This window comes from Pseudomonas juntendi (genome assembly GCF_021560075.1).
In the GTDB taxonomy this organism is placed as follows: domain Bacteria; phylum Pseudomonadota; class Gammaproteobacteria; order Pseudomonadales; family Pseudomonadaceae; genus Aquipseudomonas; species Aquipseudomonas juntendi.
The window spans coordinates 220,259-246,287 of the sequence record NZ_CP091088.1 but is presented as its reverse complement, the minus strand read 5'-3'; the positions used below and the strand labels follow the sequence as shown (position 1 = coordinate 246,287).

At 62.6% G+C, this 26,029-nt stretch carries 26 protein-coding genes; 12 read left to right on the top strand and 14 right to left on the bottom strand.

Annotation, left to right across the window (positions count from 1 at the left end):
- Positions 1–167 precede the first annotated feature (167 nt).
- A complete protein-coding gene (locus L1P09_RS01070; RefSeq protein WP_054890280.1) occupies positions 168–647 on the top strand; it encodes a glycine zipper domain-containing protein in 480 nt (159 codons plus the stop codon).
- 228 nt (positions 648–875) lie between these two features.
- On the opposite strand, the gene L1P09_RS01065 is transcribed toward L1P09_RS01070, so the two are convergent.
- From L1P09_RS01065 to hslO, 3 genes are all read right to left on the bottom strand, one after another.
- A complete protein-coding gene (locus tag L1P09_RS01065) occupies positions 876–1,316 on the bottom strand; it encodes an acyl-CoA thioesterase (protein WP_232892289.1) in 441 nt (146 codons plus the stop codon).
- A gap of 262 nt (positions 1,317–1,578) precedes the next feature.
- Positions 1,579–3,120 (bottom strand): phosphoenolpyruvate carboxykinase, encoded by a 1,542-nt coding sequence (locus L1P09_RS01060; RefSeq protein ID WP_161893125.1) that lies wholly within the window; start codon positions 3,118–3,120, stop codon positions 1,579–1,581.
- 179 nt (positions 3,121–3,299) lie between these two features.
- Entirely contained in the window at positions 3,300–4,199 is a 900-nt protein-coding gene (hslO, locus tag L1P09_RS01055; RefSeq protein ID WP_054905720.1) for an Hsp33 family molecular chaperone HslO, read from the bottom strand.
- 109 nt (positions 4,200–4,308) lie between these two features.
- On the opposite strand from hslO, the gene L1P09_RS01050 reads away from it, so the two are divergent.
- Complete coding sequence (locus L1P09_RS01050; RefSeq protein ID WP_009681237.1) at positions 4,309–5,103, top strand: phosphatase PAP2 family protein; 795 nt, start codon at positions 4,309–4,311, stop codon at positions 5,101–5,103.
- Between the two features lie 83 nt (positions 5,104–5,186).
- On the opposite strand, the gene L1P09_RS01045 is transcribed toward L1P09_RS01050, so the two are convergent.
- Positions 5,187–5,588, bottom strand: coding sequence for an RNA-binding S4 domain-containing protein (locus tag L1P09_RS01045; protein ID WP_054905722.1), 402 nt, complete (start codon positions 5,586–5,588; stop codon positions 5,187–5,189).
- 109 nt (positions 5,589–5,697) lie between these two features.
- Between L1P09_RS01045 and rimB the strand changes: the two genes are divergently transcribed.
- Together rimB and rimK are read left to right on the top strand one after the other, a co-directional pair.
- The gene (rimB, locus tag L1P09_RS01040; RefSeq protein ID WP_009681235.1) at positions 5,698–6,180 is read left to right on the top strand and encodes a retropepsin-like aspartic endopeptidase RimB; all 483 of its coding nucleotides are present in this window, start codon (positions 5,698–5,700) and stop codon (positions 6,178–6,180) included.
- The gene (rimK, locus tag L1P09_RS01035; protein WP_009681234.1) at positions 6,177–7,082 is read left to right on the top strand and encodes a 30S ribosomal protein S6--L-glutamate ligase; all 906 of its coding nucleotides are present in this window, start codon (positions 6,177–6,179) and stop codon (positions 7,080–7,082) included. Before rimB ends, rimK begins: the two co-directional genes overlap by 4 nt.
- A gap of 112 nt (positions 7,083–7,194) precedes the next feature.
- Here rimK and L1P09_RS01030 read toward each other — a convergent pair whose 3' ends face one another.
- Both L1P09_RS01030 and ompR read right to left on the bottom strand, forming a co-directional pair.
- Positions 7,195–8,508 carry an ATP-binding protein gene (locus L1P09_RS01030; RefSeq protein ID WP_029887604.1) on the bottom strand — a complete coding sequence of 438 codons (1,314 nt, stop codon included), beginning with the start codon at positions 8,506–8,508 and terminating at the stop codon, positions 7,195–7,197.
- A 13-nt stretch (positions 8,509–8,521) separates the two neighbouring features.
- Positions 8,522–9,262, bottom strand: coding sequence for an osmolarity response regulator transcription factor OmpR (gene ompR, locus L1P09_RS01025; protein ID WP_009682249.1), 741 nt, complete (start codon positions 9,260–9,262; stop codon positions 8,522–8,524).
- A 216-nt stretch (positions 9,263–9,478) separates the two neighbouring features.
- Here ompR and L1P09_RS01020 point away from each other — a divergent pair, with 216 nt between their 5' ends.
- The 4 genes from L1P09_RS01020 (at position 9,479) to L1P09_RS01005 (ending at position 14,543) form a co-directional block, all read left to right on the top strand.
- Positions 9,479–11,803, top strand: a complete 2,325-nt coding sequence (locus tag L1P09_RS01020) for a Tex family protein (RefSeq protein ID WP_235768324.1) — start codon at positions 9,479–9,481, stop codon at positions 11,801–11,803.
- Entirely contained in the window at positions 11,803–12,186 is a 384-nt protein-coding gene (locus L1P09_RS01015) for a PaaI family thioesterase (RefSeq protein WP_009682247.1), read from the top strand. The genes L1P09_RS01020 and L1P09_RS01015 overlap by 1 nt, the downstream gene beginning before the upstream one ends.
- A gap of 153 nt (positions 12,187–12,339) precedes the next feature.
- Positions 12,340–13,917, top strand: coding sequence for a glutamate--cysteine ligase (gene gshA / locus L1P09_RS01010; RefSeq protein WP_009682246.1), 1,578 nt, complete (start codon positions 12,340–12,342; stop codon positions 13,915–13,917).
- The gene (locus tag L1P09_RS01005; protein WP_235768323.1) at positions 13,917–14,543 is read left to right on the top strand and encodes a TetR/AcrR family transcriptional regulator; all 627 of its coding nucleotides are present in this window, start codon (positions 13,917–13,919) and stop codon (positions 14,541–14,543) included. The genes gshA and L1P09_RS01005 overlap by 1 nt, the downstream gene beginning before the upstream one ends.
- A 146-nt stretch (positions 14,544–14,689) precedes the next feature.
- Here L1P09_RS01005 and L1P09_RS01000 read toward each other — a convergent pair whose 3' ends face one another.
- The 8 genes from L1P09_RS01000 to L1P09_RS00965 all read right to left on the bottom strand — a co-directional run bounded on the left by L1P09_RS01000 (position 14,690) and on the right by L1P09_RS00965 (position 21,828).
- Complete coding sequence (locus L1P09_RS01000) at positions 14,690–14,905, bottom strand: TOBE domain-containing protein (protein WP_003255829.1); 216 nt, start codon at positions 14,903–14,905, stop codon at positions 14,690–14,692.
- A gap of 27 nt (positions 14,906–14,932) precedes the next feature.
- Complete coding sequence (ssuB, locus tag L1P09_RS00995) at positions 14,933–15,745, bottom strand: aliphatic sulfonates ABC transporter ATP-binding protein (protein ID WP_235768322.1); 813 nt, start codon at positions 15,743–15,745, stop codon at positions 14,933–14,935.
- Positions 15,742–16,539, bottom strand: coding sequence for an aliphatic sulfonate ABC transporter permease SsuC (gene ssuC / locus L1P09_RS00990; RefSeq protein WP_054905726.1), 798 nt, complete (start codon positions 16,537–16,539; stop codon positions 15,742–15,744). The genes ssuB and ssuC overlap by 4 nt, the downstream gene beginning before the upstream one ends.
- A gap of 10 nt (positions 16,540–16,549) precedes the next feature.
- Positions 16,550–17,698: an FMNH2-dependent alkanesulfonate monooxygenase gene (ssuD, locus tag L1P09_RS00985; RefSeq protein ID WP_029884765.1), complete on the bottom strand. Its 1,149-nt coding sequence runs from the start codon at positions 17,696–17,698 to the stop codon at positions 16,550–16,552.
- 59 nt (positions 17,699–17,757) lie between these two features.
- Positions 17,758–18,723, bottom strand: a complete 966-nt coding sequence (locus tag L1P09_RS00980; protein ID WP_235768321.1) for a sulfonate ABC transporter substrate-binding protein — start codon at positions 18,721–18,723, stop codon at positions 17,758–17,760.
- 84 nt (positions 18,724–18,807) lie between these two features.
- The gene (ssuE, locus tag L1P09_RS00975) at positions 18,808–19,401 is read right to left on the bottom strand and encodes an NADPH-dependent FMN reductase (protein WP_029884767.1); all 594 of its coding nucleotides are present in this window, start codon (positions 19,399–19,401) and stop codon (positions 18,808–18,810) included.
- 288 nt (positions 19,402–19,689) lie between these two features.
- Complete coding sequence (locus tag L1P09_RS00970; protein WP_009682239.1) at positions 19,690–20,328, bottom strand: peroxiredoxin; 639 nt, start codon at positions 20,326–20,328, stop codon at positions 19,690–19,692.
- A gap of 168 nt (positions 20,329–20,496) precedes the next feature.
- A complete protein-coding gene (locus L1P09_RS00965) occupies positions 20,497–21,828 on the bottom strand; it encodes an OprD family porin (protein ID WP_009682238.1) in 1,332 nt (443 codons plus the stop codon).
- A 604-nt stretch (positions 21,829–22,432) separates the two neighbouring features.
- On the opposite strand from L1P09_RS00965, the gene tauA reads away from it, so the two are divergent.
- The 4 genes from tauA to tauD are packed head-to-tail and all read left to right on the top strand — an operon-like array spanning position 22,433 to position 25,924.
- Entirely contained in the window at positions 22,433–23,404 is a 972-nt protein-coding gene (gene tauA, locus L1P09_RS00960) for a taurine ABC transporter substrate-binding protein (protein WP_235768320.1), read from the top strand.
- A 13-nt stretch (positions 23,405–23,417) separates the two neighbouring features.
- On the top strand, positions 23,418–24,206 hold the full coding sequence (tauB, locus tag L1P09_RS00955) for a taurine ABC transporter ATP-binding subunit (RefSeq protein WP_029884770.1): 789 nt from the start codon (positions 23,418–23,420) through the stop codon (positions 24,204–24,206).
- Positions 24,203–25,042 (top strand): taurine ABC transporter permease TauC, encoded by an 840-nt coding sequence (tauC, locus tag L1P09_RS00950; RefSeq protein WP_192441411.1) that lies wholly within the window; start codon positions 24,203–24,205, stop codon positions 25,040–25,042. Before tauB ends, tauC begins: the two co-directional genes overlap by 4 nt.
- Before the next feature lie 48 nt (positions 25,043–25,090).
- Positions 25,091–25,924: a taurine dioxygenase gene (gene tauD, locus L1P09_RS00945; RefSeq protein ID WP_110678917.1), complete on the top strand. Its 834-nt coding sequence runs from the start codon at positions 25,091–25,093 to the stop codon at positions 25,922–25,924.
- Positions 25,925–26,029 lie beyond the last annotated feature (105 nt).

Below are 26,029 nucleotides of genomic sequence, written 5' to 3'. Positions count from 1 at the left end.
CAGGGCTTTTGCCATAAAGACCTCGGACAGCCGAAAACGGTTTAAGTTTCACAACAAATACAGTCACTTACAGAATTGTGTACAACTCGTGTTACTCGTCGGATTTCCGTTGCCAGTCACCTCGCTTAGCCTCAAATTCGCCTCGTCATCCTTATGAGGCTCTCTTGATGAAGAAGTACTCCTCGATTTTGTTGTTGTCTTTCAGCTTGCTCAGCGGCGTTGCCATGGCAGGCGGCACCACCGAGGCCGGCATTGGCGGCGCATTGGGTGGGGTACTGGGCTCCGTTGTCGGTAACTCCATCGGCGGTAGCACTGGCGGCGCCATTGGTGCAGGCCTGGGCGGTGCGGCCGGCGGTGCGCTGGGTGCCGACAAGCGCCAGCGCGGTGAAGCCGCTATTGGCGGTGCCCTGGGCGCGGCAGGCGGTAACGTGGTGGGTCGCTCGGTAGGCGGTACTACCGGTAGCTACATCGGCGCGGCTGCCGGCGGCGGTGCTGGTGGTGCGCTGGGTAACTACCTGGGCAACAAGGCCGACGCCGATGAGCGCCATGACGACCGTCGCTACCGCCGTGGCTACGATGACCGTCGCCACTACGACCGTGGCCATCACTACGGCCACCGCAAGCACAAGCGCCACTGGCGCGACTAAGGCCAGAGGGCCCTGCCCTGGCAACAAAAACCCCGCCCCTTCCGGCTAATGCCTGTCAGTTAAGCGTTACTGGGGCTGCTTTGCAGCCCTTCGCGGGCATGCCCGCTCCCACAGGCGCTGAACTCAAGAAATGCGCGATTCCTGTGGGAGCGGGCGTGCCCGCGAAGGGTCGCAAAGCGGCCCCAAATTACTTAATTGACTGGCATTAGCCCCTCCCGGCGGGTTTTTTTATGCGTGTTGTTCCAGCCCCAAGCCGGAAAGAATCACCTGCAGCGCCTCTGGTAACGCCACAGGCCGGCCACTGACACGCTCGATGAAGACTTGCACCACCGTGCCGGCCGCGCAGGCCTCGGGCTCACCTGGGCGATACAACGCCAGGCGGTACTCCACCGTACTGCCCGCCAGGCGCGTTACGCCCAGCCCAACTTCCAGCACGTCCGGGAAGCCCGGCAATGCATAGAAATCTGCTGCCGAACTGACCACGAAAGCCGCCAGCTCGCCGTCACGCAGGTCCAGCTCGGCCTGCTCGACGAGAAACGCCTGGATCGCCGTTTCGAAGAAGCCGTGCACCGTGGCCCCGGCGATATGGCCATTGAGGTCGTTGTCCTGCGGGCGGGTGAGAATCGGGTGAAAGTGGGAGAAGGCAGTGCGCTGAGGGGATTCGGTCATCTGGCTGACTCTTGTCTTCGCAATGGATGCTGACAGTGAAACAGAAAAACCAGGTTCCCGCTGCCTGCACCTCACCCTGTAGGAGCGGCCTTGTGTCGCGATGGGCCGCAAAGCGGCCCCGACAATTTATGCAGTGACGCTAAAACCCCGGGGCCGCTATGCGGCCCATCGCGACACAAGGCCGCTCCTACAAGGCATTGCATCAGCCGGATAACAAAAAGCCGCCAATGCTGGCGGCTTTCTCATTGCGGCTGGTTGCAGCTTACAGCTGCGGACCAGCGGCCTTGATGGCGTCGGAAACTTCAAACTTCTTGAAGTTCTCGATGAACAGCTTGGCCAGGCCTTTGGCGGCCTCGTCGTAGGCAGCTTTGTCAGCCCAGTTGGTACGCGGGTTGAGCAGTTCGGTATCAACGCCTGGGACGGCCTTCGGTACGTCCAGGTTGATGATGTCCAGGTGCTCGGTTTCGGCACCGACCAGCGCGCCGCTCTGGATGGCAGCGATCACCGCGCGGGTGGTCGGAATGCTGAAGCGCTTGCCAACGCCGTAGCCACCACCGGTCCAGCCGGTGTTGACCAGGTAGACCTTGGAGTTGAAGCCGTTGATACGCTTGATCAGCAGCTCGGCGTACTCGCCAGCCGGGCGTGGGAAGAACGGTGCACCGAAGCAGGTCGAGAAGGTCGACTTGATGCCGCCGCCCGAGCCCATTTCGGTGGAACCGACCAGCGCGGTGTAACCGGACAGGAAGTGGTAGGCAGCCTGTTCGTTGTTCAGGATCGACACCGGAGGGAGAACACCGGTCAGGTCGCAGGTCAGGAAGATCACTGCGTTTGGCTCACCGCCCAGGTTCTTTTCCGAACGCTTGGCAACGTGCTCCAGCGGGTAGGCCGCACGGCTGTTCTGGGTCAGGCTGACATCGGTGTAGTCAGCGTGCTTGTTGGCGTCGAGAACGACGTTCTCCAGCACCGCACCGTGCTTGATGGCTTTCCAGATGACCGGCTCGTTCTTCTCGGACAGGTCGATGCACTTGGCATAGCAACCGCCTTCGATGTTGAAGACAACGCCTTCGCCCCAACCGTGCTCGTCGTCACCGATCAGGTAACGGCTTTCGTCGGCCGACAGGGTGGTTTTGCCGGTGCCGGACAGGCCGAAGAACAGGGTTACATCGCCTGCTTCGCCGATGTTGGCGGCGCAGTGCATTGGCAGCACGTCGGCAGCCGGCAGCAGGAAGTTCTGCACCGAGAACATGGCTTTCTTCATTTCACCGGCGTAGCGCATGCCGGCGATCAGCACTTTCTTCTGCGCGAAGTTGATGATCACGCAACCGTCGGAGTTGGTGCCATCACGCTCAGGTACGCACTCGAAGTTGGCCACGTTGAGCACCTGCCACTCGTCGCGACCCGCCGGGTTGTACTGCTCAGGGTTGATGAACAGGCAACGGCCGAACAGGTTCTGCCAGGCGGTCTGGGTGGTCATTTTCACCGGCAGGTAGTGCTCGGCGGCAGCCCCTACGTGAACGTAGGAAACGAAGTGATCCTGGGCGTTGTTGAACGCCTCGACGCGGTCCCACAGGGCATCGAACTTGTCGGCCGGGAACTTGCGGTTGATCGGGCCCCAGGCGATGGCGTCCTGGGTGGAAGGCTCTTCGACGATGAAACGGTCAGCCGGCGAACGGCCAGTACGGTGACCGGTCTCCACGACCAGCGCGCCGGTATCGGCTAGTACACCTTCACCGCGTTGCAGCGCTTCTTTTACCAGCTCATCGACGCTCAGGTCGGTGTACACGGTGTTATTGGCTTGCGTCATGAGATACCCCATCCGGCCCGAGGCCGAGTGCTCCAAACGTTTTGTAGTTGTTCCGAAAAAACTACTACAGCGAAAAAAGTGGCCGGATTATGCCAGAAAAGCCCAAAAAAAGTAGGCCCCTCCTGTCAGAACTGCGTTTTTGCGCAATTCGACAGGAGATTTTCCTGAGCTTAAACGTTTCAGTGGCGAGTTTCTGAGGCTACGTCCGTGCCGCCGCCGGCAAACAGTTGCGCCACATCGCTGGCGTCGAAGAAATAGCGCTGGTTGCAGAACTGGCAATCGATCTCTACCTGCCCACCGCACTCTTGCACCAGTGCCTTGGCGTCATGCTCACCCAGGCTGACCAGGGCATTGCCGGAACGCTCGCGTGAGCAGCTGCATTTGAAGCGCAGCGGCTGTTCATCGAACAGGCGCACGGCATCTTCGTGGTACAGGCGGTGCAGCAGGGTTTCATTGGCTTCTGCCCACTCTTGCGGCTTGAGGGTCTGGGCCAGGGCAACCACGTGCTGCCAGCTGTCTTCGCGCTCTTCATCGTCCGGCTGGCGATCGCGTGGCAGTTGCTGCAGCAGCAGGCCGCGCGCCTTGCCAGCTTCGGCATTCAGCCAGAACCGCGTGTTCAACTGCTGGGACTGAACGAAGTAGTTGGTGAAGCACTCCGAGAGGTTGGCACCATCGAGGTCGACGGTCCCCTGATAACGCTGGCCCTTGACCGGGTCGATGGTCAGGGTCAGGTGGCCGTCGGGCATCAGCTGCGCCAGGCTGGCGTCGGCCGGGATCTGATCCGCCTCGTATCGGGCCATGCCGCGGATATCACGGTCACCGGAGCACTCGACCATCAGCAGCGGGATCGGCCCGGCGGAGCGCGCCTGGAGTATCAGCAGGCCGTCGAACTTCAAGGCACCGACCAGCAAAGCGGTGGCGGCCATCAGCTCGCCAAGCAGGGTTTGCACCGGCTGTGGGTATTCATGACGCGCCAGCACTGCAGCGTAGCTGTCATCGAGAGACACCCACTCGCCGCGCACATCGCGCTCGTCGAAGATGAAACGTTGGGTGAAATCTTTTTCTGGCAAGTCGCTCATGGTTGTCTGGCTATCTGAAAATGATGACAAAATAATGAAAGGGAATCAGTAATCCCATCGCAGAGCGCCTTCAGGCGCTCGTTTCCCTTATAGGAGATAGAGGTATCTTATGGATAATCGACCACTGTTCCAAGCAAGGTGGTCCTGGGGACCGCTGGCAGCCTGCACGCTGCTGCCGATCGCTCTACTGTGTTTCTGGTTATGGCCTTTTGGCCAGATCCTGTGCCTGACTTTCGACGAGTGGCTGTTCCACAGCCTCAATGCACCGTTGGCTGACAACACCACCTGGCGCTATATCTGGACCGTGGGCAGCATGCGCCCGTTCGACATCGTGGTCGGCCTGATCCTGCTGGCACTGCTGATCCGCGGTGATTGGGTATTCAAGGCAGCGCAGGTTCGCCAGGCGTTTTTCGGCTTTCTGGTCACGCTGCTTCTCTTAGTGGTGATTCGCGCGCTGTTTTCCAAGTGGGTGGATGCCGCGGGCTGGCAACACAAGAGCCCCTCGATGATGTTCGACGACGTGGTGCACCTGAGCGACTACTACCCCCACCTGGAAGCCAAGTGGGAGCTGAAGGACCGCTCCAGCAAGAGTTTCCCCGGCGACCACGCCTCGGTGTTGTTGATCTGGGCATTGTTCATGAGCGTGTTCAGCCGCCGCCTGATGCAGTTCGTGGTGATCTGGGCGCTGGCGGTGCTGTTCATGCTGCCGCGCCTGGTGGCCGGCGCGCACTGGGGGCAAGATGACTACATCGGCGGGTTGCTGATGGCAGTGCTGGCGTTGGGCTGGAGCTATTACACGCCGTTGGCGGCCAAGGGTAGCGCGGCACTGATGCGCTGGACGGCGCCGTTGTTCTCGATTGCTGCGAAATTGCCGTTGGTCGGGCGGTTGGCGGTAGTCCGCTAGACCCCTGGGGGCTGCTGCGCAGCCCATCGCGACACGAGGCCGCTCCTACAGCACCGCCTGCACCCTTGTAGAAGCGGCCTCGGCTATTCGAAGTTCCCATGCAGCTGGTGAATCTGCCGCCGCTGCTTCTTGTTTGGCCGGCCATCGGTAGTTACCCCCGTCGCCCCTGCCTTGCGCATTTCGGCTGCCTGCTCCCTGCGCCGCACACTCTCTTCGGTTTCTTCGTACAGCGTCTGCGCCTCGGGCGCCCCACGCCGCACCACCGACAACGCCTTCACCACCACGGTGCGCTCATCGAAGCCGGTACGCAGCACGAATTCGTCGCCCACGCGCGGCTCCTTGCCCGGCTTGCAACGCTCGCCCCGGCAATGCACCTTGCCGCTCTCGATCGCGGCCTTGGCCAACGCCCGCGTCTTGTAGAAACGAGCCGCCCACAGCCATTTGTCCAGGCGCACCTTATCGTCGTCTTCGGCTTTTTGTGCCATTGCGTTACCTCGGATTCTGTCTTTCATCGAACTGTACTACCTTCACTTACGGATGCAAAAAGTCCCCGCCGTGCTTACAGTTCACCACCTCATTCGCAGGGTGTGCTTAGTGAAGACATTTGACCATTTGACTGTGATCGGCCTGCGTGAGTGGGTCGCCTTGCCCGACCTCGGTGTGGCCGGGCTGCGCGCCAAGATCGACACCGGCGCCAGTACCTCCAGCCTGCACGCCACCGATATCGAACCCTTCGAGCGTAATGGCCAACCCTGGGTGCGCTTCACCGCCCACCTGGGCACGGTAGTGCAGTTGCGCCATCGCCGCTGCGAAGCACCTTTGGTGAACAGAAAGATCATCCGCAGCTCTAACGGGCATGCCCAGACCCGTTATGTCATTCGCACGCCACTGGCGTTGGGTGACCGTGTGTGGGAGGTCGAATTCACCCTGGCCTGCCGCAAGAGCATGCGCTACCGCCTGCTGCTCGGCTCGAAGGCCCTGGTGCAGGGCCAGCTGGTGGTCAACCCAGGCGTAAAGTACGTGCAAGACAAACCGGCCTTCCCGGCCACCCTTTCCCCTGTCACAGGTGCTGCATGAAGATCGCTGTGCTGTCGCGCAATCCGCGTCTGTATTCCACCCGCCGCCTGGTCGAAGCCGGTACTCAGCGTGGCCACGAAATGGTGGTGATCGATACCTTGCGGGCCTACATGAACATTGCCAGCCACAAGCCGCAGATCCACTACCGCGGCAAGCCGCTGGAAGGTTTCGATGCCGTGATCCCGCGTATTGGCGCCTCGGTAACCTTCTACGGCTGTGCGGTGCTGCGCCAGTTTGAAATGATGGGCGTGTACCCGCTCAACGAGTCGGTGGCTATCGCCCGCTCGCGCGACAAGTTGCGCTCGCTGCAGCTGTTGTCACGGCGCGGTATTGGCCTGCCGATCACCGGTTTCGCCCACTCGCCCGACGATATTCCCGACCTGATCCGCATGGTCAACGGTGCCCCCCTGGTGATCAAGGTGCTGGAAGGCACGCAGGGTATCGGCGTGGTGCTGTGCGAAACCCCGCAGGCAGCCGAGTCGGTGATCGAGGCGTTCATGGGCCTGAAGCAGAACATCATGGTGCAGGAGTACATCAAGGAGGCCGGCGGTGCGGACATCCGCTGCTTCGTGGTGGGGGACAAGGTGATTGCCTCGATGAAGCGCCAGGCCAAGCCCGGTGAGTTTCGCTCCAATCTGCACCGTGGCGGGGTCGCCAGCCTGATCAAGATCACCCCCGAAGAGCGCATCACCGCGATTCGCGCAGCCAAGGTGATGGGTTTGAGTGTCGCGGGCGTGGATATCCTGCGCTCCAACCATGGGCCGTTGGTGATGGAGGTGAACTCATCGCCAGGCCTGGAAGGCATTGAAGTGACCACTGGCAAGAACGTGGCCGGGATGATCATCGAGCACCTGGAGAAGAATGGCGGGCCGAATCAGACCCGGACCAAAGGGAAAGGCTGATTCACCCGGCCCTAGCGCCGACAAGCCCACAGGTACTGCATAGTTTTCAGACCTTGTGCATGACCTGTGAGGGCTGGCTTGCCGGCGACAGGGCCGGCACAGCCAACCAAACTCAAACAGCGTTACGCGGCAGCAACAGCCCCAACGGCAACCGCACCCGCGCCTCGATACCGCCCCCGGACCGGTTGCGTAGCTCGACATTGCCGCCATGCTGCGCCGCAATACGCTTGACGATGGCCAACCCCAACCCGGTCCCCTTGCCACCCCGCGCCCGGTCACCCCGGATGAACGGGTTGAAGATGGTTTCCAGCTCCGACTCGTCAATGCCGGTACCGCGGTCCAGCACGCTCAGCACCACGTACGGCGCACTTTCGTCACCCGAGACATAGGCTGCCACCTCGACCCCTTTGCCTGCGTGGTGCAAGGCGTTGCCGATCAGGTTGCCCAACATGCGCTTGAGCGACACGCGGCGCAGCGGGAACGGCGGTATCGGCTCCAGGCACAGGCGCACACGTTCTTCCGGCTGATTGTAGGGGGCGACCACCTCACGCACCAGGTCCGCCAGGTCGACCTCTTCGACCGGCTCGTCCCGGCCATCACGGATAAACGCCAGGAACTGGTCGAGAATCGCGTCCATGTCTTCGATATCACGGACCATATCGTCGCTCAGGTCGTTGTCGCTGTTGAGCAACGACAACGACAAACGCAGGCGCGTGAGCGGTGTACGCAAGTCATGCGAAACCCCGGCCAGCATCAGCTCGCGTTCACGCCCAGCCTGCTCGACGTCTTCGGCCATCTGGTTGAAGGCCCTGTACACCTCGGTCATCTCGCTGGGGGTGTCGCTGATCGGCAACCGCACGCTGCGCCCCTGGCCCAACTGGCGGGCGGCGAACACCAGGCGCTTGAGCGGCTGGTTCAACTGCCGCACGAAGATCCACGCCGAAGCGGTGGACAACAGGCCAATGGCCAGGAACCAGCCCAGCACGTTCCAGATTTTCTGCCCGCGTAGCGGGTGCGGGTACAACGGCACCTTCAACCAGCCCGGGCCCAGGCTCGGCGCATTTACCCACAGCGCCGGCGGCGCATGAATGCGCAGGCGTACTTCGGTGTCCTCGCCCAGCTCGGCCTGCATCTGGCGTTGGTAGATTTCGCTGTAGGGCCAGTGCTGCTCGCCTTCGGGCACGCCCGAGCCGGTCACACGAATGAGGCCTGCCGCCTCGGCGATCTTGTCGCGGTTTTCTTCGTCGGCAGCCCAATACGCGCGCAAAGTCAGCGCCACACCGTGGCTGTACTGCCGGTCGACCAGTACGTCCTCGTTCATCAGCAGGTAGACCAGGGTCAGGGCCTTGGAGAACAGGACAACGATCAACACCAGCCACAGGGTGCGGGCGAAGAAGCTTTGCGGAAACCAGAGCGGTGTTTTCATCGACGGTCAGGCATCACTTACCGGCGTTTCCGTCCGGCACGAACACGTAGCCCACGCCCCACACGGTCTGGATGTAGCGGGGCTTGGACGGGTCGGGCTCGATCATGCGCCGCAGGCGCGAAATCTGAACGTCGATGGAGCGCTCCAGGGCATCCCATTCACGGCCACGGGCCAGGTTCATCAGCTTGTCGCGGGTCAGCGGCTCGCGGGCATGCATGACCAGCGCCTTGAGCACGGCGAACTCACCGGTGGTGAGCATGTGCACTTCGTCGCCACGCTTGAGTTCGCGGGTGGCCAGCGACAACTCGTAGTCGCCGAAGGTGACCGACTCGTCTTCGCTACCCGGTGCCCCTGGCACGGTGGGTGCCTGGCGGCGCAGCACGGCCTTGACCCGGGCCATCAGCTCGTCCGGGTTGAACGGCTTGCCCAGGTAGTCATCGGCACCCAGCTCCAGGCCCTTGATGCGGCTGAGCTCGTCACCCTTGGCAGTGAGCATGATGATCGGGATCTGGTTGTTGTGCTGGCGCAGGCGCTTGCACGCCGACAGGCCGTCTTCGCCCGGCAGCATCAGGTCCAGCACCACCAGGTTGAACACCTCGCGGGACAGCAGGCGGTCCATCTGTTCGGTGTTGGGCACCGCGCGGGCTCGGTAGCCTTTGCTGGTGAAAAAACGTTCCAGCAGGCTACTCAGCCCTGGATCGTCGTCGACGATGAGAATCTTTTCACCTTCTGCGGTGTTCGGCGTGCCGGTCATGAATAACTCCTCTGAGATCGCCGCGCATTATGGCGTAGCCATTGCAACGCGTGCCGTGAGCATTGTTAGCAGATTTTTCCCCGGGCGCCAGTTCCGACTGGCCGGGCGCCATCACCGCAAGCGGTTTGCGATGGGTATAATGCGCCGCTTTCATCCTGCGCCGCCGGGCGAAAGCCCATAGGCGACCCCCGTATTCACAAATGTCAGGTGGTTTACATGGACAGCATCAACAGCCGTATCGCCGAGGAACTGGGCGTACGCCCCCAGCAGGTCGAGGCGGCCGTGGGCCTGTTGGACGAAGGCTCGACCGTGCCTTTCATCGCCCGTTACCGCAAGGAAGTGACCGGTAGCCTGGACGACACCCAGCTGCGCCATCTGGAAGAGCGCCTGCGCTACCTGCGCGAACTCGACGAACGCCGCGCCAGCATCCTCTCCAGCATCGAGGAACAGGGCAAGCTGACCCCGGAACTGGCCCGCGAAATCAAGCTGGCCGACACCAAGACCCGCCTCGAAGACCTGTACCTGCCGTACAAGCAAAAGCGCCGCACCAAGGGCCAGATCGCCCTCGAAGCCGGCCTCGGCGAGCTGGCCGACGGCCTGTTCAACGACCCGTCACTGACCCCGGAAAGCGAAGCGGCACGCTTCGTCGATGCCGACAAGGGCGTGGCCGACGTGAAGGCCGCCCTGGAAGGCGCCAAATACATCCTCATGGAGCGCTTTGCCGAAGACGCCGCATTGCTCGACAAACTGCGCAGCTTCCTCAAGCAGGAAGCCGTGCTCAGTGCCCGCGTGGTGGCCGGCAAGGAAGAGGAAGGCGCCAAGTTCCGCGACTACTTCGCCCATGACGAGCTGTTGCGCACCGCCCCTTCGCACCGCGCCCTGGCAATTTTCCGCGGGCGCAACGAGGGCGTGCTGAGCGCTTCGCTGAAAGTCGGCGAAGAACTGCCGGGTACCCTGCACCCGTGCGAACTGATGATCAGCAACCACGTCGGCATCGAGAACCGCAGCCGCCCGGCCGACAAATGGCTGGCTGAAGTGGTGCGCTGGACCTGGAAGGTCAAGCTCTACACCCACCTGGAAACCGACCTGTTCGGCGAACTGCGCGACAACGCCGAAGGCGAGGCGATCAACGTGTTCGCCCACAACCTGCACGACCTGCTGTTGGCGGCCCCGGCCGGCCCGCGCGCCACCCTGGGCTTCGACCCTGGCCTGCGCACTGGCTGCAAGATCGCCGTGGTCGACGCCACCGGCAAGCTGCTGGACCACACCACGGTCTACCCGCACGCCCCGAAAAACGACTGGGACCGGACCCTCGCCATCATGGCCGCGCTGTGCGCCAAGCACTCGGTGGAGCTGATTGCCATCGGCAACGGTACCGCCAGCCGCGAAAGCGACAAGCTGGTCGCCGAACTGGTCAAGAAATATCCAGCCCTGAAAATCACCAAGGTCATGGTTTCCGAAGCCGGCGCGTCGGTGTACTCGGCCTCGGAACTGGCCGCCCGCGAATTCCCGGACCTGGACGTATCGATCCGTGGCGCCGTATCGATTGCCCGCCGCCTGCAGGACCCGTTGGCCGAACTGGTGAAGATCGACCCGAAATCCATCGGCGTTGGCCAGTACCAGCACGACGTCTCGCAGTTGAAACTGGCCCGTGGCCTGGACGCTGTGGTCGAGGACTGCGTGAACGCCGTGGGCGTGGATGTGAATACCGCCTCGGTGGCGTTGCTGACGCGCATCTCCGGGCTTAACGCCACGCTGGCACAGAACATCGTCGCGCACCGCGACGCCAACGGCCCGTTCGCCACCCGCGCGGCGCTGAAAAAGGTCAGCCGCCTGGGCGAGAAAACCTTCGAGCAGGCTGCCGGCTTCCTGCGGGTGATGAACGGCGACAACCCGCTGGACGCCTCGGCGGTTCACCCCGAAGCCTACCCCTTGGTCCAGCGCATCGCCGCCGATACCGACCGCGACATTCGCTCGCTGATCGGCGACAGCAGCTTCCTCAAGCGCCTGGACCCCAAGCGTTTCACCGACGAAACCTTCGGCCTGCCGACCGTGACCGACATCCTGCAGGAGCTGGACAAACCCGGCCGCGACCCACGCCCTGAATTCAAGACCGCCACCTTCCAGGATGGCGTCGAAGACCTCAAGGACCTGGAGCCAGGCATGATCCTCGAAGGCGTGGTGACCAACGTCACCAACTTCGGTGCCTTCGTCGATATCGGCGTACACCAGGACGGCCTGGTGCATATCTCGGCGCTGTCGGAGAAGTTCGTCAAGGACCCGCGCGAGGCGGTCAAGGCCGGCGACGTGGTCAAGGTCAAGGTCATGGAGGTGGACATCCCGCGCAAGCGCGTGGGCTTGTCGATGCGCATGAGCGACACCCCGGGCGAAAAGGTCGAAGGCAACCGCGGCGGTAACCGTGGCCCGGCAGGCAACCGCCAGCAACAGGCGCCGCGCCAACGTGAAACCGCCACCGCGGCCCCGGCCAACAACGCCATGGCCGCGCTGTTCGCCAACGCCAAGCAGCTGAAGAAGAAGTGATGGACATACCACGCGAATATGTCGAAAGCGCCTTCAGCCAGCTCCTTGGCTGCCGCCTGCAACGCCTGGAGCCCGGCGTTGCCGAGGTCGCCCTGGCGCTGCAGCCGCAGTTGCGCAACCGTGGCCAGAAGCTGCACGGCGGGGCTATTTTCAGCCTGGTGGATATCGCCATGGGCCTGGCCTGTTCGGCCAACCATGGCTTTGACCAGCAAAGCGTCACCATCGAATGCAAGATCAACTACATGCGCGCCGTCAGTGACGGCGAGGTCCTGTGCACCGCCCGCGTGCTGCATGCCGGGCGGCGTACCCTGGTGGTCGACGCCGACGTAGTCCAGGGCGACAAACTGGTGGCCAAGGCGCAAGGAACCTTTGCGGTTCTCTAGCTCACCAAGCAGTATCTGCGGTATTTTCAGCAGTGCGCTGGCACTGCTGGATCCGCGTAAACCAGGCGACAACGCCAGTTCCTTTCTCCCTACCCTTGTAGACCGTTATCTCTACCCCCATATTGGGGCGACTGACGCGTGAAGGAATACATCTTGAGCGAACTCCTCAACCGCCGCCTGAGCCTGCTCGGCGCCAATCTTCCCCTGCTCAAGCAGTGCCTGCACGGTATTGAGCGCGAATGCCTGCGCGTGACCGACGAAGGTCGCCTGGCCCAGACCCCGCACCCGGATGCACTGGGGTCGGCGCTGACCAACGAGCAGATCACCACTGACTATTCCGAGTCGCTGCTGGAGTTCATCACCCCCGCGCTGGCCGACCCGGCTAAAGTGCTCGAAAGCCTCGAACAGACCCACCGTTTCGTCTACAGCAAGCTGGGCGACGAGTACCTGTGGAGCCCATCGATGCCATGCACGTTGCCGGCCGAAGAGGACATCCCGATCGCCGAGTACGGCAGCTCGAACATCGGCAAGCTCAAGCACGTCTACCGCAAAGGCCTGGCCTTGCGCTATGGCCGCACCATGCAGTGCATCGCCGGCATTCATTACAACTTCTCGCTGCCAGAGGCTCTGTGGCCTTTGCTGCGTGCTGCCGAAGGCAGCAGCGAGCCCGACCGCGACTATCAGTCTTCGGCCTACATTGCGCTGATCCGCAACTTCCGCCGCTACAGCTGGTTGTTGATGTACCTGTTTGGCGCCTCGCCGGCCCTGGACAAAGGCTTCATGCGTGGCCGCCCGCACCAGCTCGAAGAGCTGGACGCCGAAACCCTGTACCTGCCCTACGCCACCAGCCTGCGCATGAGCGACCTGGGCTACCAGAGCAACGCCCAGGCGGGCCTCACGCCTTGCTACAACAACCTGGCCAGCTACACCGACAGCCTGCGCAAGGCGGTGGGCACGCCCTACCCGCCCTATGTCGAGGTCGGCACGCACGTCGACGGTGAGTGGGTACAACTGAATACCAACATCCTGCAGATCGAAAACGAGTACTACTCGAACATACGCCCCAAGCGCGTCACCTATACCGGCGAGCGGCCGATCCAGGCCCTGACTTCTCGCGGCGTGCAGTATGTGGAAGTGCGCTGCCTGGACATCAACCCGTTCCTGCCAGTGGGCATCGACCTGACCGAGGCGCGCTTCCTCGATGCATTCCTGCTGTTCTGTGCCCTGGAAGAAAGCCCGCAACTGGGCAATGCCGAGTGTGGCCAGTGCACCAGCAACTTCCTAGCCGTGGTCAAGGAAGGTCGCCGCCCGGGCCTGGAATTGCAGCGCAACGGCCAGCCGGTCAGCCTGAAGGTGTGGGCCGGCGAGCTGATCGAGCGTATTCGGCAGTTGGCCGAGCTACTGGACCAGGCCGAAGATACCGACGCCCACAGCAAGGCGCTGGATGCGCAACAGGCCAAGGTCGATGACGCCTCGCTGACGCCTTCGGCCCAGGTGCTGGCGCGCATGACCGAGCATGACGAAAGCTTCGTGCAGTTTTCGCTGCGCCAGAGCCGTATTCACGCCGAGACCTTCCGTGAACAGCCGCTGAGCCAGGAGCAGCAACAAACCTACGAGACGCTGGCCCGCGAGTCGCTGGCCAGGCAGGCCGAGCTGGAGCAGGAAGAAGTCGGTGATTTCGACCTGTTCGTGGGTGCCTATCAAGCCAGCATCCTGGCGATCAGCAACTGATGACGCGTACCGCTACCCCGCGCAAACCGCGCGCCAGCAGCCAGGCCAGGATCGAAGCGATCCTGGCGGCTGCCCGCGAACTGCTGGCCGAGGTGGGGGTGGCGGCAATGTCGATCTACAGCGTGGCCGAGCGTGCGCAGATTCCGCCGTCGTCGATCTATCACTTCTTCGCCAGCGTGCCGGCGTTGCTCGAGGCGTTGACCGCCGACGTGCACCGGGCTTTCCGTGAGGCTCTGAGGGCACCGATCGACAGCCAGGCGTTCAGTACCTGGCATGAGCTGTCACGGCTGATCGAGCAGCGCATGCTGGATATCTACAACCAGGATGCAGCAGCGCGGCAGCTGATTCTTGCCCAGCACGGGCTGAGTGAAGTGGTGCAAGCCGATCGGCAGCACGACATGGAACTGGGCGACCTGATGTACAAGTTGTTCGACCAGCATTTCCACCTGCCAGTGATGCCGCTGGATGTGGATGTGTTTGCCCTGGCCATGGAGCTCAGCGACCGGGTGTATGCGCGCTCGGTGCAGCTGCATGAGGCGATCACCCCGCGTATGGCCGAGGAAGGCAAGCGGGTATTCGAGGCGTATCTGGGGTTGTATCTGCCGCCGTTTCTAATCAAGCGTTGAAGTTGGTGGCCTCACCGCCGGCAAGCCGGCGCCCACAGGGAAAGGCACAAGGCCGAAAACCTGTGCAGTACCTGTAGGAGCGGCCTTGTGTCGCGATCGGGCTGCAAAGCAGCCCCGCGAGTTAAGCGTTACAAGGGCCACTTTCATCACAGCTTGGCAATAGACACTTCCGTCGACTTCACAAAGGCAATCACTTCACTGCCCACCTGCAGCTCCAGCTCACGCACGGAGCGGGTAGTGATCACCGAAGTGACGATGCCCGAAGCCGTCTGCACGTCGATTTCCGACAGTACCGGCCCTTCGAGGATTTCTTTCACAGTGCCTTTGAACTGGTTGCGCACGTTGATGGCTTTGATAGTCATGATTGGCTTCCTTTTGGCTTCTGGGGTTCAGTGCGCCCAACGCAGTTGCGTGGGCAGAGGGGCTACAGGATCCGGCTCGGGCGCAGCGCCCGGGGCCGACAGCACACGGTTGAGCACTTCGCTTTCCAGCGCAGCCAGGCGGTGCGAACCACGCGCCCTAGGCCGTGCCAGGTCGACAGTGAGGTCGAGCCCGACCTCGCCGCCTTCGATCAGGATCACCCGGTCAGCCACGGCAACCGCCTCGCTGACATCGTGGGTAACCAGCAGCACGGTGAAACCGTGCTGACGCCACAGGCGTTCGATCAGTTGCTGCATCTCGATACGGGTCAGGGCATCCAGCGCGCCCAACGGCTCGTCCAGCAACAGCAGGCGCGGCTGGTGGATCAGTGCCCGGGCCAGCGCCACGCGCTGCTTCTGGCCACCCGAAAGCGCCGCCGGCCACTCATTGGCGCGGTCGGCCAGGCCAACCGCCTCCAGGGCATCCAGCGCTCGCGAGCGCCAGTCGCCAGACAGGCCCAGGCCCACGTTGTCGATCACCTTCTTCCAAGGCAGCAGGCGTGCGTCCTGGAACATCAGGCGGGTTTCTTCGCGCGCTTCGTCCAGCGGCGCGGCACCGGCCAGCAACTGCCCAGCAGTGGGCTGGTCGAGCCCGGCCAGCAAACGCAGCAAGGTGCTCTTGCCGCAGCCGCTGCGGCCGACAATGGCCACGAACTGGCCCGCCGGAATGTGCAGGTCGATACCCTTCAATACTTCGCGCTGGCCAAAGGCCTTGCGCAAGCCGTTGGCGGCCAGCGGTATGCCACGCAGCAGGCGTGGCGGCTGTTCCTTGAGCACGGTCATGCGCCCTCCTTCTTCGCCACTTGATAGGCTGGGTGCCAGCGCAACCACACACGCTCCAGGCCACGGGCGGCCAGGTCGGCGAGCTTGCCGAGCACGGCGTACAAAACGATGGCCAGCACCACCACGTCGGTCTGCAGGAATTCACGGGCGTTCATGGCCAGGTAGCCGATGCCCGCGTTGGCCGAGATGGTTTCGGCAACGATCAGGGTCAGCCACATGAAGCCCAGGGCAAAGCGCACGCCCACCAGGATCGACGGCAGCGCCCCCGGCAGGATCACCTGGCGGAACAGGCTGAAGCCGGACAACCCATAACTGCGGGCCATTTCCACCAGCGCCGGGTCCACATTGCGAATGCCGTGGTAGGTGTTCAGGTAGATCGGGAACAACGTGCCCAGCGCGACCAGGAAGATCTTCGCCGACTCATCGATACCAAACCACAGGATCACCAGCGGGATCAGCGCCAGGTGCGGCACGTTGCGTATCATCTGCACCGAGCTGTCGAGCAGGCGCTCGCCCCAGTTCGAAAGGCCCGTGATGAAGCCCAGCACCAGGCCGATGCTGCCGCCGATGACGAAGCCCAGCCCGGCACGCCAGCCACTGATGGCCAGGTGGGTCCAGATGTCACCGCTACGCACCAGCTCGACGCCAGCACTGACCACGGCGCCAGGCGCCGGCAAGATGCGCGTCGACAGCCAGCCAGCACTGACCGCCAGCTGCCAGGCGGCCAGCAGCAGCACCGGCAGCGCCCATGGCGCCAGCCGCTGGGCAAGGTTGTTGGAAGTTGCACGACTCATGGCCTGGCCCTCAGCTCTGCGCGACGGACTTGGGCAGGATGTCGTTGGCTACCATCTCGCCGAACGGGCTCACGTAGCCACCCGCCTTGGGTTGTTCCGGGCGGTTCACGTCAATGTGCGGGAACAGCAGCTCGGCCACTCGGTACGACTCTTCCAGGTGCGGGTAGCCGGAGAAGATGAAGGTATCGATGCCCAGCTCGGCGTACTCTTTGACCCGCGCGGCCACGGTCGGGCCATCACCGACCAGCGCGGTACCCGCACCGCCACGCACCAGGCCAACACCCGCCCACAGGTTGGGGCTGACTTCCAGGTTGTCGCGGTTACCGCCGTGCAGGGCGGCCATGCGCTGCTGGCCCACCGAGTCGAAGCGCGCCAGCGAGGCCTGCGCACGGGCAATGGTGTCATCGTCCAAGTGCGAAATCAGGCGGTCGGCGGCGGCCCAGGCTTCTTCGTTGGTTTCGCGCACGATCACGTGCAGGCGGATACCGAAACGTACTTCGCGGCCTTGAGCAGCGGCCTTTTTGCGCACTTGGGCGATCTTCTCGGCCACGGCTGCCGGTGGCTCACCCCACGTCAGGTACAACTCGACCTGTTCAGCCGCCAGGTCTTGGGCAGCTTCTGAAGAACCGCCGAAATACAGCGGCGGGCGGGGCTGCTGAATCGGCGGATAAAGCAGCTTGGCGCCCTTCACCTGAATGTGCTTGCCGTCATAATCGACGTTTTCGCCTTCCAGCACCTTGCGCCAGATACGGGTGAACTCGACCGACGCCTCGTAGCGCTGCTGGTGGTTCAGGTGCAGGCCGTCACCGGCCAGCTCGTCCGGGTCGCCACCGGTGACCAGGTTGAACAGCGCCCGGCCGTTGGACAGGCGATCGAGGGTGGCTGCCTGCCGAGCAGCCACGGTTGGCGAGATGATGCCGGGGCGCAGGGCCACCAGAAACTTCAGGCGCTGGGTCACGGGGATCAGCGAGGCCGCGACCAACCAGGAGTCCTCGCAAGAGCGCCCGGTCGGGATCAATACCCCACCAAAACCAAGCCGGTCGGCAGCTTGCGCGATCTGTTGCAGGTAGCCGTGGTCGACCGCGCGGGCGCCATCGGCAGTGCCCAGGTACTTGCCGTCACCGTGGGTGGGCAGGAACCAGAAAATGTTCAGACTCATTGGAGTTGTCTCCTCAAGGGGGGCACGAGCCGGGGCGGTGCCCCGGCATGGCGTATCATTCAAGGCGCGCTAGCGACCTTGGCCGGGGGTGTCCAGATCACATCCTTGATGCTCAACGGCTTGGGTATCAGCTTGAGCGCCTGGAAGGTGTCGGCGATCTTCTGCTGCGCCGCCACTACCTGCGGGGTCAGAGGCGCGGCGCCGTAGCCTTGGCGTTTGACCGAGGTCGAAGTGATGTCGGCAGGCAAGCCGAGCAGCGGCGCCACTTGGTCGGTGACTTCCTGCGGGTTGGCCTGCGACCACTCGCCCACGGCGCGCACTTGCTCGATAACGGTGTTGATCACCGCTGGGTGCTCGGTCGCGTAGTTGCGGGTAGCGAGATAGAACTGATGGTTGTCGACCAGGCCCTTGCCGTCACGCAGGGTGCGCGCCTGCAGCTGTTGCTCGGCGGCGGCCTGGTACGGGTCCCAGATCACCCAGGCGTCGACACTGCCGCGCTCGAAGGCTGCTCGGGCGTCGGCCGGCGGCAGGTAAACCGGCTGGATGTCGCTGTACTGCAGGCCCGCGTCTTGCAGTGCACGCACCAGCAGGTAGTGCACATTGGAGCCTTTGTTGAGGGCGACTTTCTTGCCTTTGAGGTCCTTCACCGACTGTACCGGCGAACCCTTGGGCACGAGAATCGCTTCGCTGTGCGGCGCGGGCGGTTCGTAGGCCACATAGAGCAGGTCGGCGCCGGCGGCCTGGGCGAATACCGGTGGTGTTTCACCGGTGACGCCAAAATCGATCGAGCCGACGTTCAGCCCTTCAAGCAGCTGCGGGCCGCCGGGAAACTCGGTCCACTGCACCTGTACGCCCTGCTCGGCCAGGCGCTTCTCCAGCGTGCCCTTGGCCTTGAGCAGCACCAGGGTGCCGTATTTCTGATAACCGATCCGCAGGCTCTCGGCCTGGGCTTGGGTGATAGCGCCGAAGGACACAGCCGCCGCGAACAGGGCGACCAGACCGCGACGCAAGAAGACTGTGCGCATGGCGCTCTCCTGTGCGATAGGGTTCGGGTTGCACCTGCTTGCCTCGTTGGCGGGCGAGTAAGGTGGTGAAGCGGATAAAACCGGTCAGATGCTCCAGCGAGCACTGAGCAGGCGTTCGTTCAGTACACCGGGGGCCACGGGGCGCGGCCGACGGGCCAGGGCAACGTGGAAGGTTTCCAGCGAGTCCTGCAGGCGTTCTTCCAGCGCGGGTAGCAGTTGCGCAGGCTTGCTGCCCTCTGCGTAAGCGACTTGGCTGTCGTCAGCGAAGATCCCTTGCAGGGTCTCTTGCGCCTTGAGTGCAGATAGCACGGGCTTGAGTGCGTAATCCACCGCCAGCATGTGGGCGATGCTGCCGCCGGTGGCGATCGGCAACACGATCTTGTGTGCCAAAGCGCGCTCGGGCAGCAGGTCGAGCAAGGTTTTAAGAGCACCGGCAAACGATGCCTTGTACACCGGTGTGGCGACGATCAGGCCATCGGCCTGGGCCACCAGTTGCTGGAAGTGCTGTACCTGCGGGCTGTCGAAACGGGCATGCAGCAGGTCTTCGGCGGGGAAGTCACGTACCTGGAACGTCACCACTTCGACGCCGCGATGCTGCAGCCACTGGCGCGAACGCTCCAGCAGCACGCCGGAGCGTGAACGAGGACTTGGGCTACCACCGATTGAGACGACCAACATTGCAGCGCTTCCTTGTGTTCTGTTGGGGGTGACATTAGCAGTCGGTTTATATATCTAGAAATCATATTTTTTCATTTGTTTATTCCATCTTGGTTTAAAGCTTCAAGCTTCAAGCTTCAAGCTACAAGCCGCAAGCTGACCTGCTCTTGCTCTTGCTCTTGCTCTTGCTCTTGCTCTTGCTCTTGCTTTTGCTTCTGCTTGCAGCTTGCAGCTTGCAGCTAAAAAAAAGGGCCGTCGAAACGGCCCGAAAATCCCTGTGAGGCTAAGAGCGATGCAACGAGGAATGCGTTAACGATTGGGCTGGGGGGTCAGGCGCAGATAGGGTTTGACGGCCCGGTACCCTTTGGGGAAGCGCTGCTTGATCTCTTCTTCGTCCTTGAGCGAAGGCACGATCACCACGTCGTCGCCGTCTTGCCAGTTACCTGGCGTGGCCACTTTGTGGTTGTCAGTCAGCTGCAGCGAGTCGATCACCCGCAGGATTTCATTGAAATTGCGCCCGGTACTGGCGGGGTAGGTGATGGTCAGCCGCACCTTCTTGTTCGGGTCGATCACGAACAGCGAGCGCACGGTCAGGGTGTCGCTGGCGTTCGGATGGATCAGGTCGTAAAGGTCTGAAACCTTACGGTCGGCGTCGGCGATGATCGGGAAATTGACCACGGTGTTCTGGGTTTCGTTGATGTCGGCGATCCATTTGTGGTGCGAATCGACCGGGTCGACCGACAAGGCAATGGCCTTGACTCCGCGTTTGGCGAATTCGTCCTTGAGCTTGGCAGTCAGGCCCAGCTCAGTGGTGCATACCGGGGTGAAGTCAGCCGGGTGGGAGAACAGCACCCCCCAGCTGTTACCCAGCCACTCGTGGAAACGGATCTTGCCTTCGCTGGAATCCTGTTCGAAATCGGGGGCGATATCGCCGAGTTTTAGGCTCATGGGCTGCGGCTCCTGGGCTGGGTTCTGGTCAGCGTGTGAATGAACTTTGCCTGCAATGATTTAAAAACAAAAAGAATAAATAACAATTTATTTATAACCATAAAGCATACAAAGTTTCTGACGTAAAAAAGCCTCGCACTAGGCGAGGCTCTTTGGTGTCGCTACGGCTTACAGGAAGCTGTAAGTGTAGTTCACGATGAAGCGAGTCTGGTCCTGGTCCGCGCTGGCTTCGTTGCTGCCACCGCGGTACACACCCTGGCGCAGGCTGAAGCCCAGGCCTTTGAGGGTACCTTGCTGAATGGTGTAGTCGACGCGGGCGTCACGTTCCCATTCGTTGTAGGTGCCGTGGCCGCTCTTGTAGCGAATGTCGTCACCGCGCAGGTAGGAAACCGAAGCCTTCAGGCCCGGAACGCCAAGCGAGGCGAAATCATACGAGTACTGGCCGAAGTTGGTGTTCTCACCGGCACGGGCGAACTGGTTGATCATGCTGTCGGTGAACAGGTAGAAGCTGGAACCGGCAGCGCCTTCAGGGCGACCGTTACCGTCAACCACGTTGCCCTGGTTCAGCCAGACGAAACCGCCGTCATCGCTAACTTGCTGACGACCGAGCATCAGCGCGTGGCCACCAAGGGTGTAAGTGAACATGGCGGTCCAGGTCTTGTTGTCGACCTTGCCAGTGTTCTTGGCGTAGCCACCGTTGTTGCTGAAGTTGTAGCCACCGCCGTGACCGTTGTTGCCGTCACTGCTGCTGTCGAAGTAGCGCAGGTCGGTCTTGAACGACTGGTCGTCGGCGATCTTGAAGACGTGGGTGGCACCCAGGAAGTGCTGCTTGTAGAAGTCTTCCAGGTTCGAGTAGTAGTACTGCAGGGTCAGGTCTGGAGTGAGCTTGTAGTCCAGGCCGCCGTAGCGGAACTTGTTGCTGTCGGCAGTGGCGCCAGCGACCGACAGGCCGGTACGGTTGCTCGACGCACGACCCATGGCGTGGGTCAGCTGACCGGCGTTGATGGTCAGGTTGTCGATTTCCTTCGACTGGATGGTGCCACCCTCGAAGGTTTGCGGCAGCAGACGCCCGTCGTTGGAGACCAGGATCGGCAGGTTTGGCGCCAGGGCGCTACCGAAGTGCACTTCGGTCTTGGAGAAGCGAGCCTTGGCGTTGGCGCCAAAACGTGCCCACTGGCTAGCGGCCGAGCCGTCCGAGTCGCTTGGGAAGAAGCTGCTATTGTCAGGGTGTTTGCCACGGCCACCGTCCAGGTGGATACCCCACAAGGCCTGGGCATCGACACCAAAACCAACGGTGCCTTCAGTGAAACCAGAGATGTAATCGAGCTTGAAGCCCTGACCCGACTCGCGGTTGTCAGCACCGCCATCGCGGTTGTCGTTGTTGAAATACATGGTGCGCGAGCTGAGGGACAGTTTGCTGTCTTCCACGAAACCGGCAGCGCCTGCTGTTTGGGCGAAAACCCCCAGTGCCACGGCCACGGCCAGGCTGGACTTGTACATGTTGTGCTCCTCTACGTTCTAATTTTTGTGTATCTCTGGCGGCAGGGTCTTGTGCCCCGCTCACCGTGGATTGGCGATTTAGTCCCAAAGTGTGACTGGTAAGTCAAACGTTTCTAAACGTTTCTCGACTTTGGTCTAAGGCGCCACCTGCGCTACAGGATAATGACAATCCTATAAATCCAAAATGACCGTTTTGTGAATTTCTAAGATTTTTAGGGAATATGTAACGAACCTTTGCAACCAATCGTTGTAGCTATACGGGTTCTAATAGCATTTAGCTATTTGCAAACGTTTGCTAATAACCTAATTCCTTAATGTTCTATAGGGACGGAGAAGCCTAGCAGGCTGATCTGATTTCGCTATTGACCCAGGTTATGACCCTTCGCAGGCTTTGTAGGAGCGGCCTTGTGTCGCGCTGGGGCGCGAAGCTGCACTGAACGCTCAGCGTCGCAGCAGCCATCGTCAGGGCCGCTTCGCGCCCCATCGCGACACAAGGCCGCTCCTACAGCTTTACCTCCTAAGCTAATGCAAAAAAGTTATTTATTTTAAATTTTTTAGATCATTTAGCCTTCTCGCATACCCCAGTTTGCCTGAGAGGTTCACCATGATCCCGCATGCCCCGCTGCGCCTGTTCGGCGCCCTGACCCTCGCCAGCGCCAGCTGGCTGGCCCAGGCGGCCGACCTGACCGTCGCCTACCAGACCACCGTCGACCCCGCCAAGGTGGCGCAGGTAGATGGCGACTACGAAAAAGCCAGCAAGGCCAGCATTGACTGGCGCAAGTTCGATAACGGCGCCGATGTGATCACCGCAGTAGCCAGCGGTGACGTGCAGATCGGCTACCTGGGCTCCAGCCCGCTGGCCGCCGCCGCCACCCGCAAGCTGCCGGTCGAAACGTTTCTGATCGCAACGCAGATCGGCGCAGGCGAGGCTCTGGTCGCCCGCGACAGCATCAAGACGCCACAAGACCTGGTCGGCAAGAAAGTCGCCGTGCCCTTCGTTTCAACTGGCCACTACAGCTTGCTGGCAGCCCTGAAGACCTGGAACATCGACCCCCCCAAGGTGCAGATACTCAACCTCGCGCCCCCTGCGATCATTGCCGCCTGGAAACGCGGCGACATCGACGCCACCTACGTCTGGGACCCGGCCTTGGGCGTGGCCAAGGAGAACGGCAAGGTGCTGATCACCTCGGGCGAGCTGGCCGCAAAAGGCGCACCCACCTTCGATGCCTGGATCGTGCGCAAGGACTTCGCCGAGAAGCACCCCGACGTGGTCAAGGCTTTCGCCAAGGTCACCCTCGATGCCTACGCCGAATACCGCAAAGACCCGCAAGCCTGGCTGGCTGACAAGGGCAACGTAGACAAACTGGTGAAGCTGTCCGGCGCCAAGGCCAGCGACATTCCCGTGCTGCTGCAGGGCAACGTCTACCCACTGGCCGCCGACCAGGCCAGCGCACTGGGCGCACCCACCACCCAGGCACTGACCGACACGGCCAACTTCCTCAAGCAGCAAGGCAAGGTTGACGCCGTACTGCCGGACTACTCGCCGTACGTCAGCGCCAAGTTCCTTCCAAACTGAACCGGAGCCCGCCATGGCCTTGCTCGAACTGGAGCGCATCAGCGCACAGTACCCCGGTGCCGCCACCCCGGTGCTGGCCGACATCAACCTGAGCCTGGGGCCGCGCCAACTGCTGGTGGCCCTGGGGCCATCCGGCAGCGGCAAAACCTCGCTGCTCAACCTGATCGCCGGCTTCGTTACCCCCAGTGGCGGCCGCATCACCCTCGACGGTGTACCGGTGCAAGGGCCTGGAGCCGAGCGCGGTGTGGTGTTCCAGGACGACGCGCTGCTGCCATGGCAGAACGTGCTGGGCAACGTCGCATTCGGCCTGGAGCTGGCCGGCGTACCACGCGCCGAGCGTGAAGCCAAAGCCCGCGAGATGCTGGCCCTGGTCGACCTCGCCGGCTTCGGCGAGCGGCGCATCTGGCAGTTGTCCGGCGGCCAGAAGCAACGCGTGGGCCTGGCCCGGGCGCTGGCAGCCGACCCACGGGTGCTATTGATGGACGAACCGTTCGGCGCCCTCGATGCCTTCACCCGCGAGCAGATGCAGGCGTTGCTGCTGCAGGTATGGCAGCGCACCGCCAAGCCGGTGTTCCTGATTACCCACGACATCGAAGAAGCGGTATTCCTGGCCAGCGAACTGGTACTGCTGGCGCCCAACCCGGGGCGCGTGGTGGAACGCCTGCAACTGGACTTCGGCCAGCGTTATGCCGCTGGCGAATCGGCCCGGGCGATCAAGTCCGACCCGGCCTTCATCGAAACCCGCGAGCACGTACTGGCGCGGGTGTTTTCCCAACGCCAAAGCCTGCAGGAGCGCGCATGAGCAGCCTGGACCTGCCGGTTACCGGCAAACACGACGCCCAACCCCGGCCAGCCATCAAGCTGCGCCGCCCACGTTCCACCCGCTGGATCAGCACCCTGACCCTCGCCAGCCTGTTGCTGGCGTGGTGGCTGGTGACTGCCGCCGGCTGGGTCGAGCCGCTGTTCCTGCCCTCGCCCGGCGACATCCTGGCCAAGGGCTGGACCTTGCTGACCCAGGGTTACATGGATGCCAGCCTGTGGCAGCACCTGGGCGCCAGCCTGGGGCGCATCGGCGTGGCCCTGCTGGCCGCCGCGCTGACCGCCATCCCGGTGGGCATCGCCATCGGCTACAACCGCGTGGCACGCGGCATCCTCGACCCGCTGATCGAGTTCTACCGGCCGATCCCGCCGCTGGCCTACCTGCCCCTGATTGTCATTTGGTGCGGCATCGGCGAGCTGTCGAAGGTGTTGCTGATCTTCCTGGCGATCTTTGCGCCGATCGCCATTGCCACCGCCACCGGCGTACGTACCGTCGACCCGGCCAAGTTGCGTGCAGCGCAGTCGCTGGGCGCAAGCAAGGCTCAGCTGATCCGTCACGTGATCCTGCCGAGCGCGCTACCCGACATCCTCACCGGGATCCGCATCGGCCTAGGGGTTGGCTGGTCGACGCTGGTCGCCGCCGAGCTGATTGCCGCCACCAGTGGCCTGGGCTTCATGGTGCAGTCGGCGGCGCAGTTTCTGGTTACCGACGTCGTAGTGCTGGGCATCCTGCTGATCGCCTTGATCGCCTTCGCACTGGAAATGAGCCTGCGCGCCCTGCAGCGCAAGCTGGTGCCCTGGCACGGGCAAAGCCACTGAACCCCATTGTCCACGCCAGCACACTGGCGCCTGATTGAAGAGACTGACATGAGCCTGACCATCACTCCCCTCAGCCCCGCGCTCGGCGCCCAGATCAGCGGCGTGGACATCAGCCGCGACATCACCGCAGCACAACGCGACGCCATTGAACAGGCGCTGCTGCAGCACCAGGTGCTGTTCTTCCGCGACCAGCCGATCAACCCGGAACAACAGGCGCGCTTTGCCGCCCGCTTCGGCGACCTTCACATTCACCCGATCTACCCCAATGTGCCGAACACCCCGCAGGTGCTGGTGCTCGACACGGCGGTCACCGATGTACGCGACAACGCCGTGTGGCACACCGACGTGACCTTCCTGCCAACCCCGGCACTGGGTGCGGTGCTCAGTGCCAAGCAGTTGCCGGCCTACGGTGGCGATACCTTGTGGGCCAGCGGCATCGCTGCCTTTGAAGCCTTGTCGGCGCCGCTGCGGGGCATGCTCGACGGGCTGACCGCCACTCACGACTTCACCAAGTCGTTCCCGCTGGAACGCTTTGGCACCACCGCTGAAGACCTGGCGCGCTGGGAAGCCACGCGGCGCAACAACCCGCCCCTGTCGCACCCGGTGGTGCGGACGCATCCGGTGAGCGGGCGCAAGGCGTTGTTCGTCAATGAGGGGTTTACCACGCGCATCAATGAGCTGAGCGAGCTGGAGAGCGAGGCGTTGCTGAAGCTGCTGTTCGCCCATGCCACACGGCCGGAGTTCAGCATTCGCTGGCGCTGGCAGGAGCATGACGTGGCGTTCTGGGACAACCGCGTGACCCAGCATTTTGCCGTGGATGACTACCGGCCTAATCGGCGGGTGATGCACCGCGCGACGATCCTCGGGGATGTGCCCTTTTAGTTGTTGCCTGTTCTGGCCTCTTCGCGGGCACGCCCGCTCCCAGGTCCGGCACCGGTTTCGAAACCTGCGATGTACCTGTGGGAGCGGGCGTGCCCGCGAAGAGGC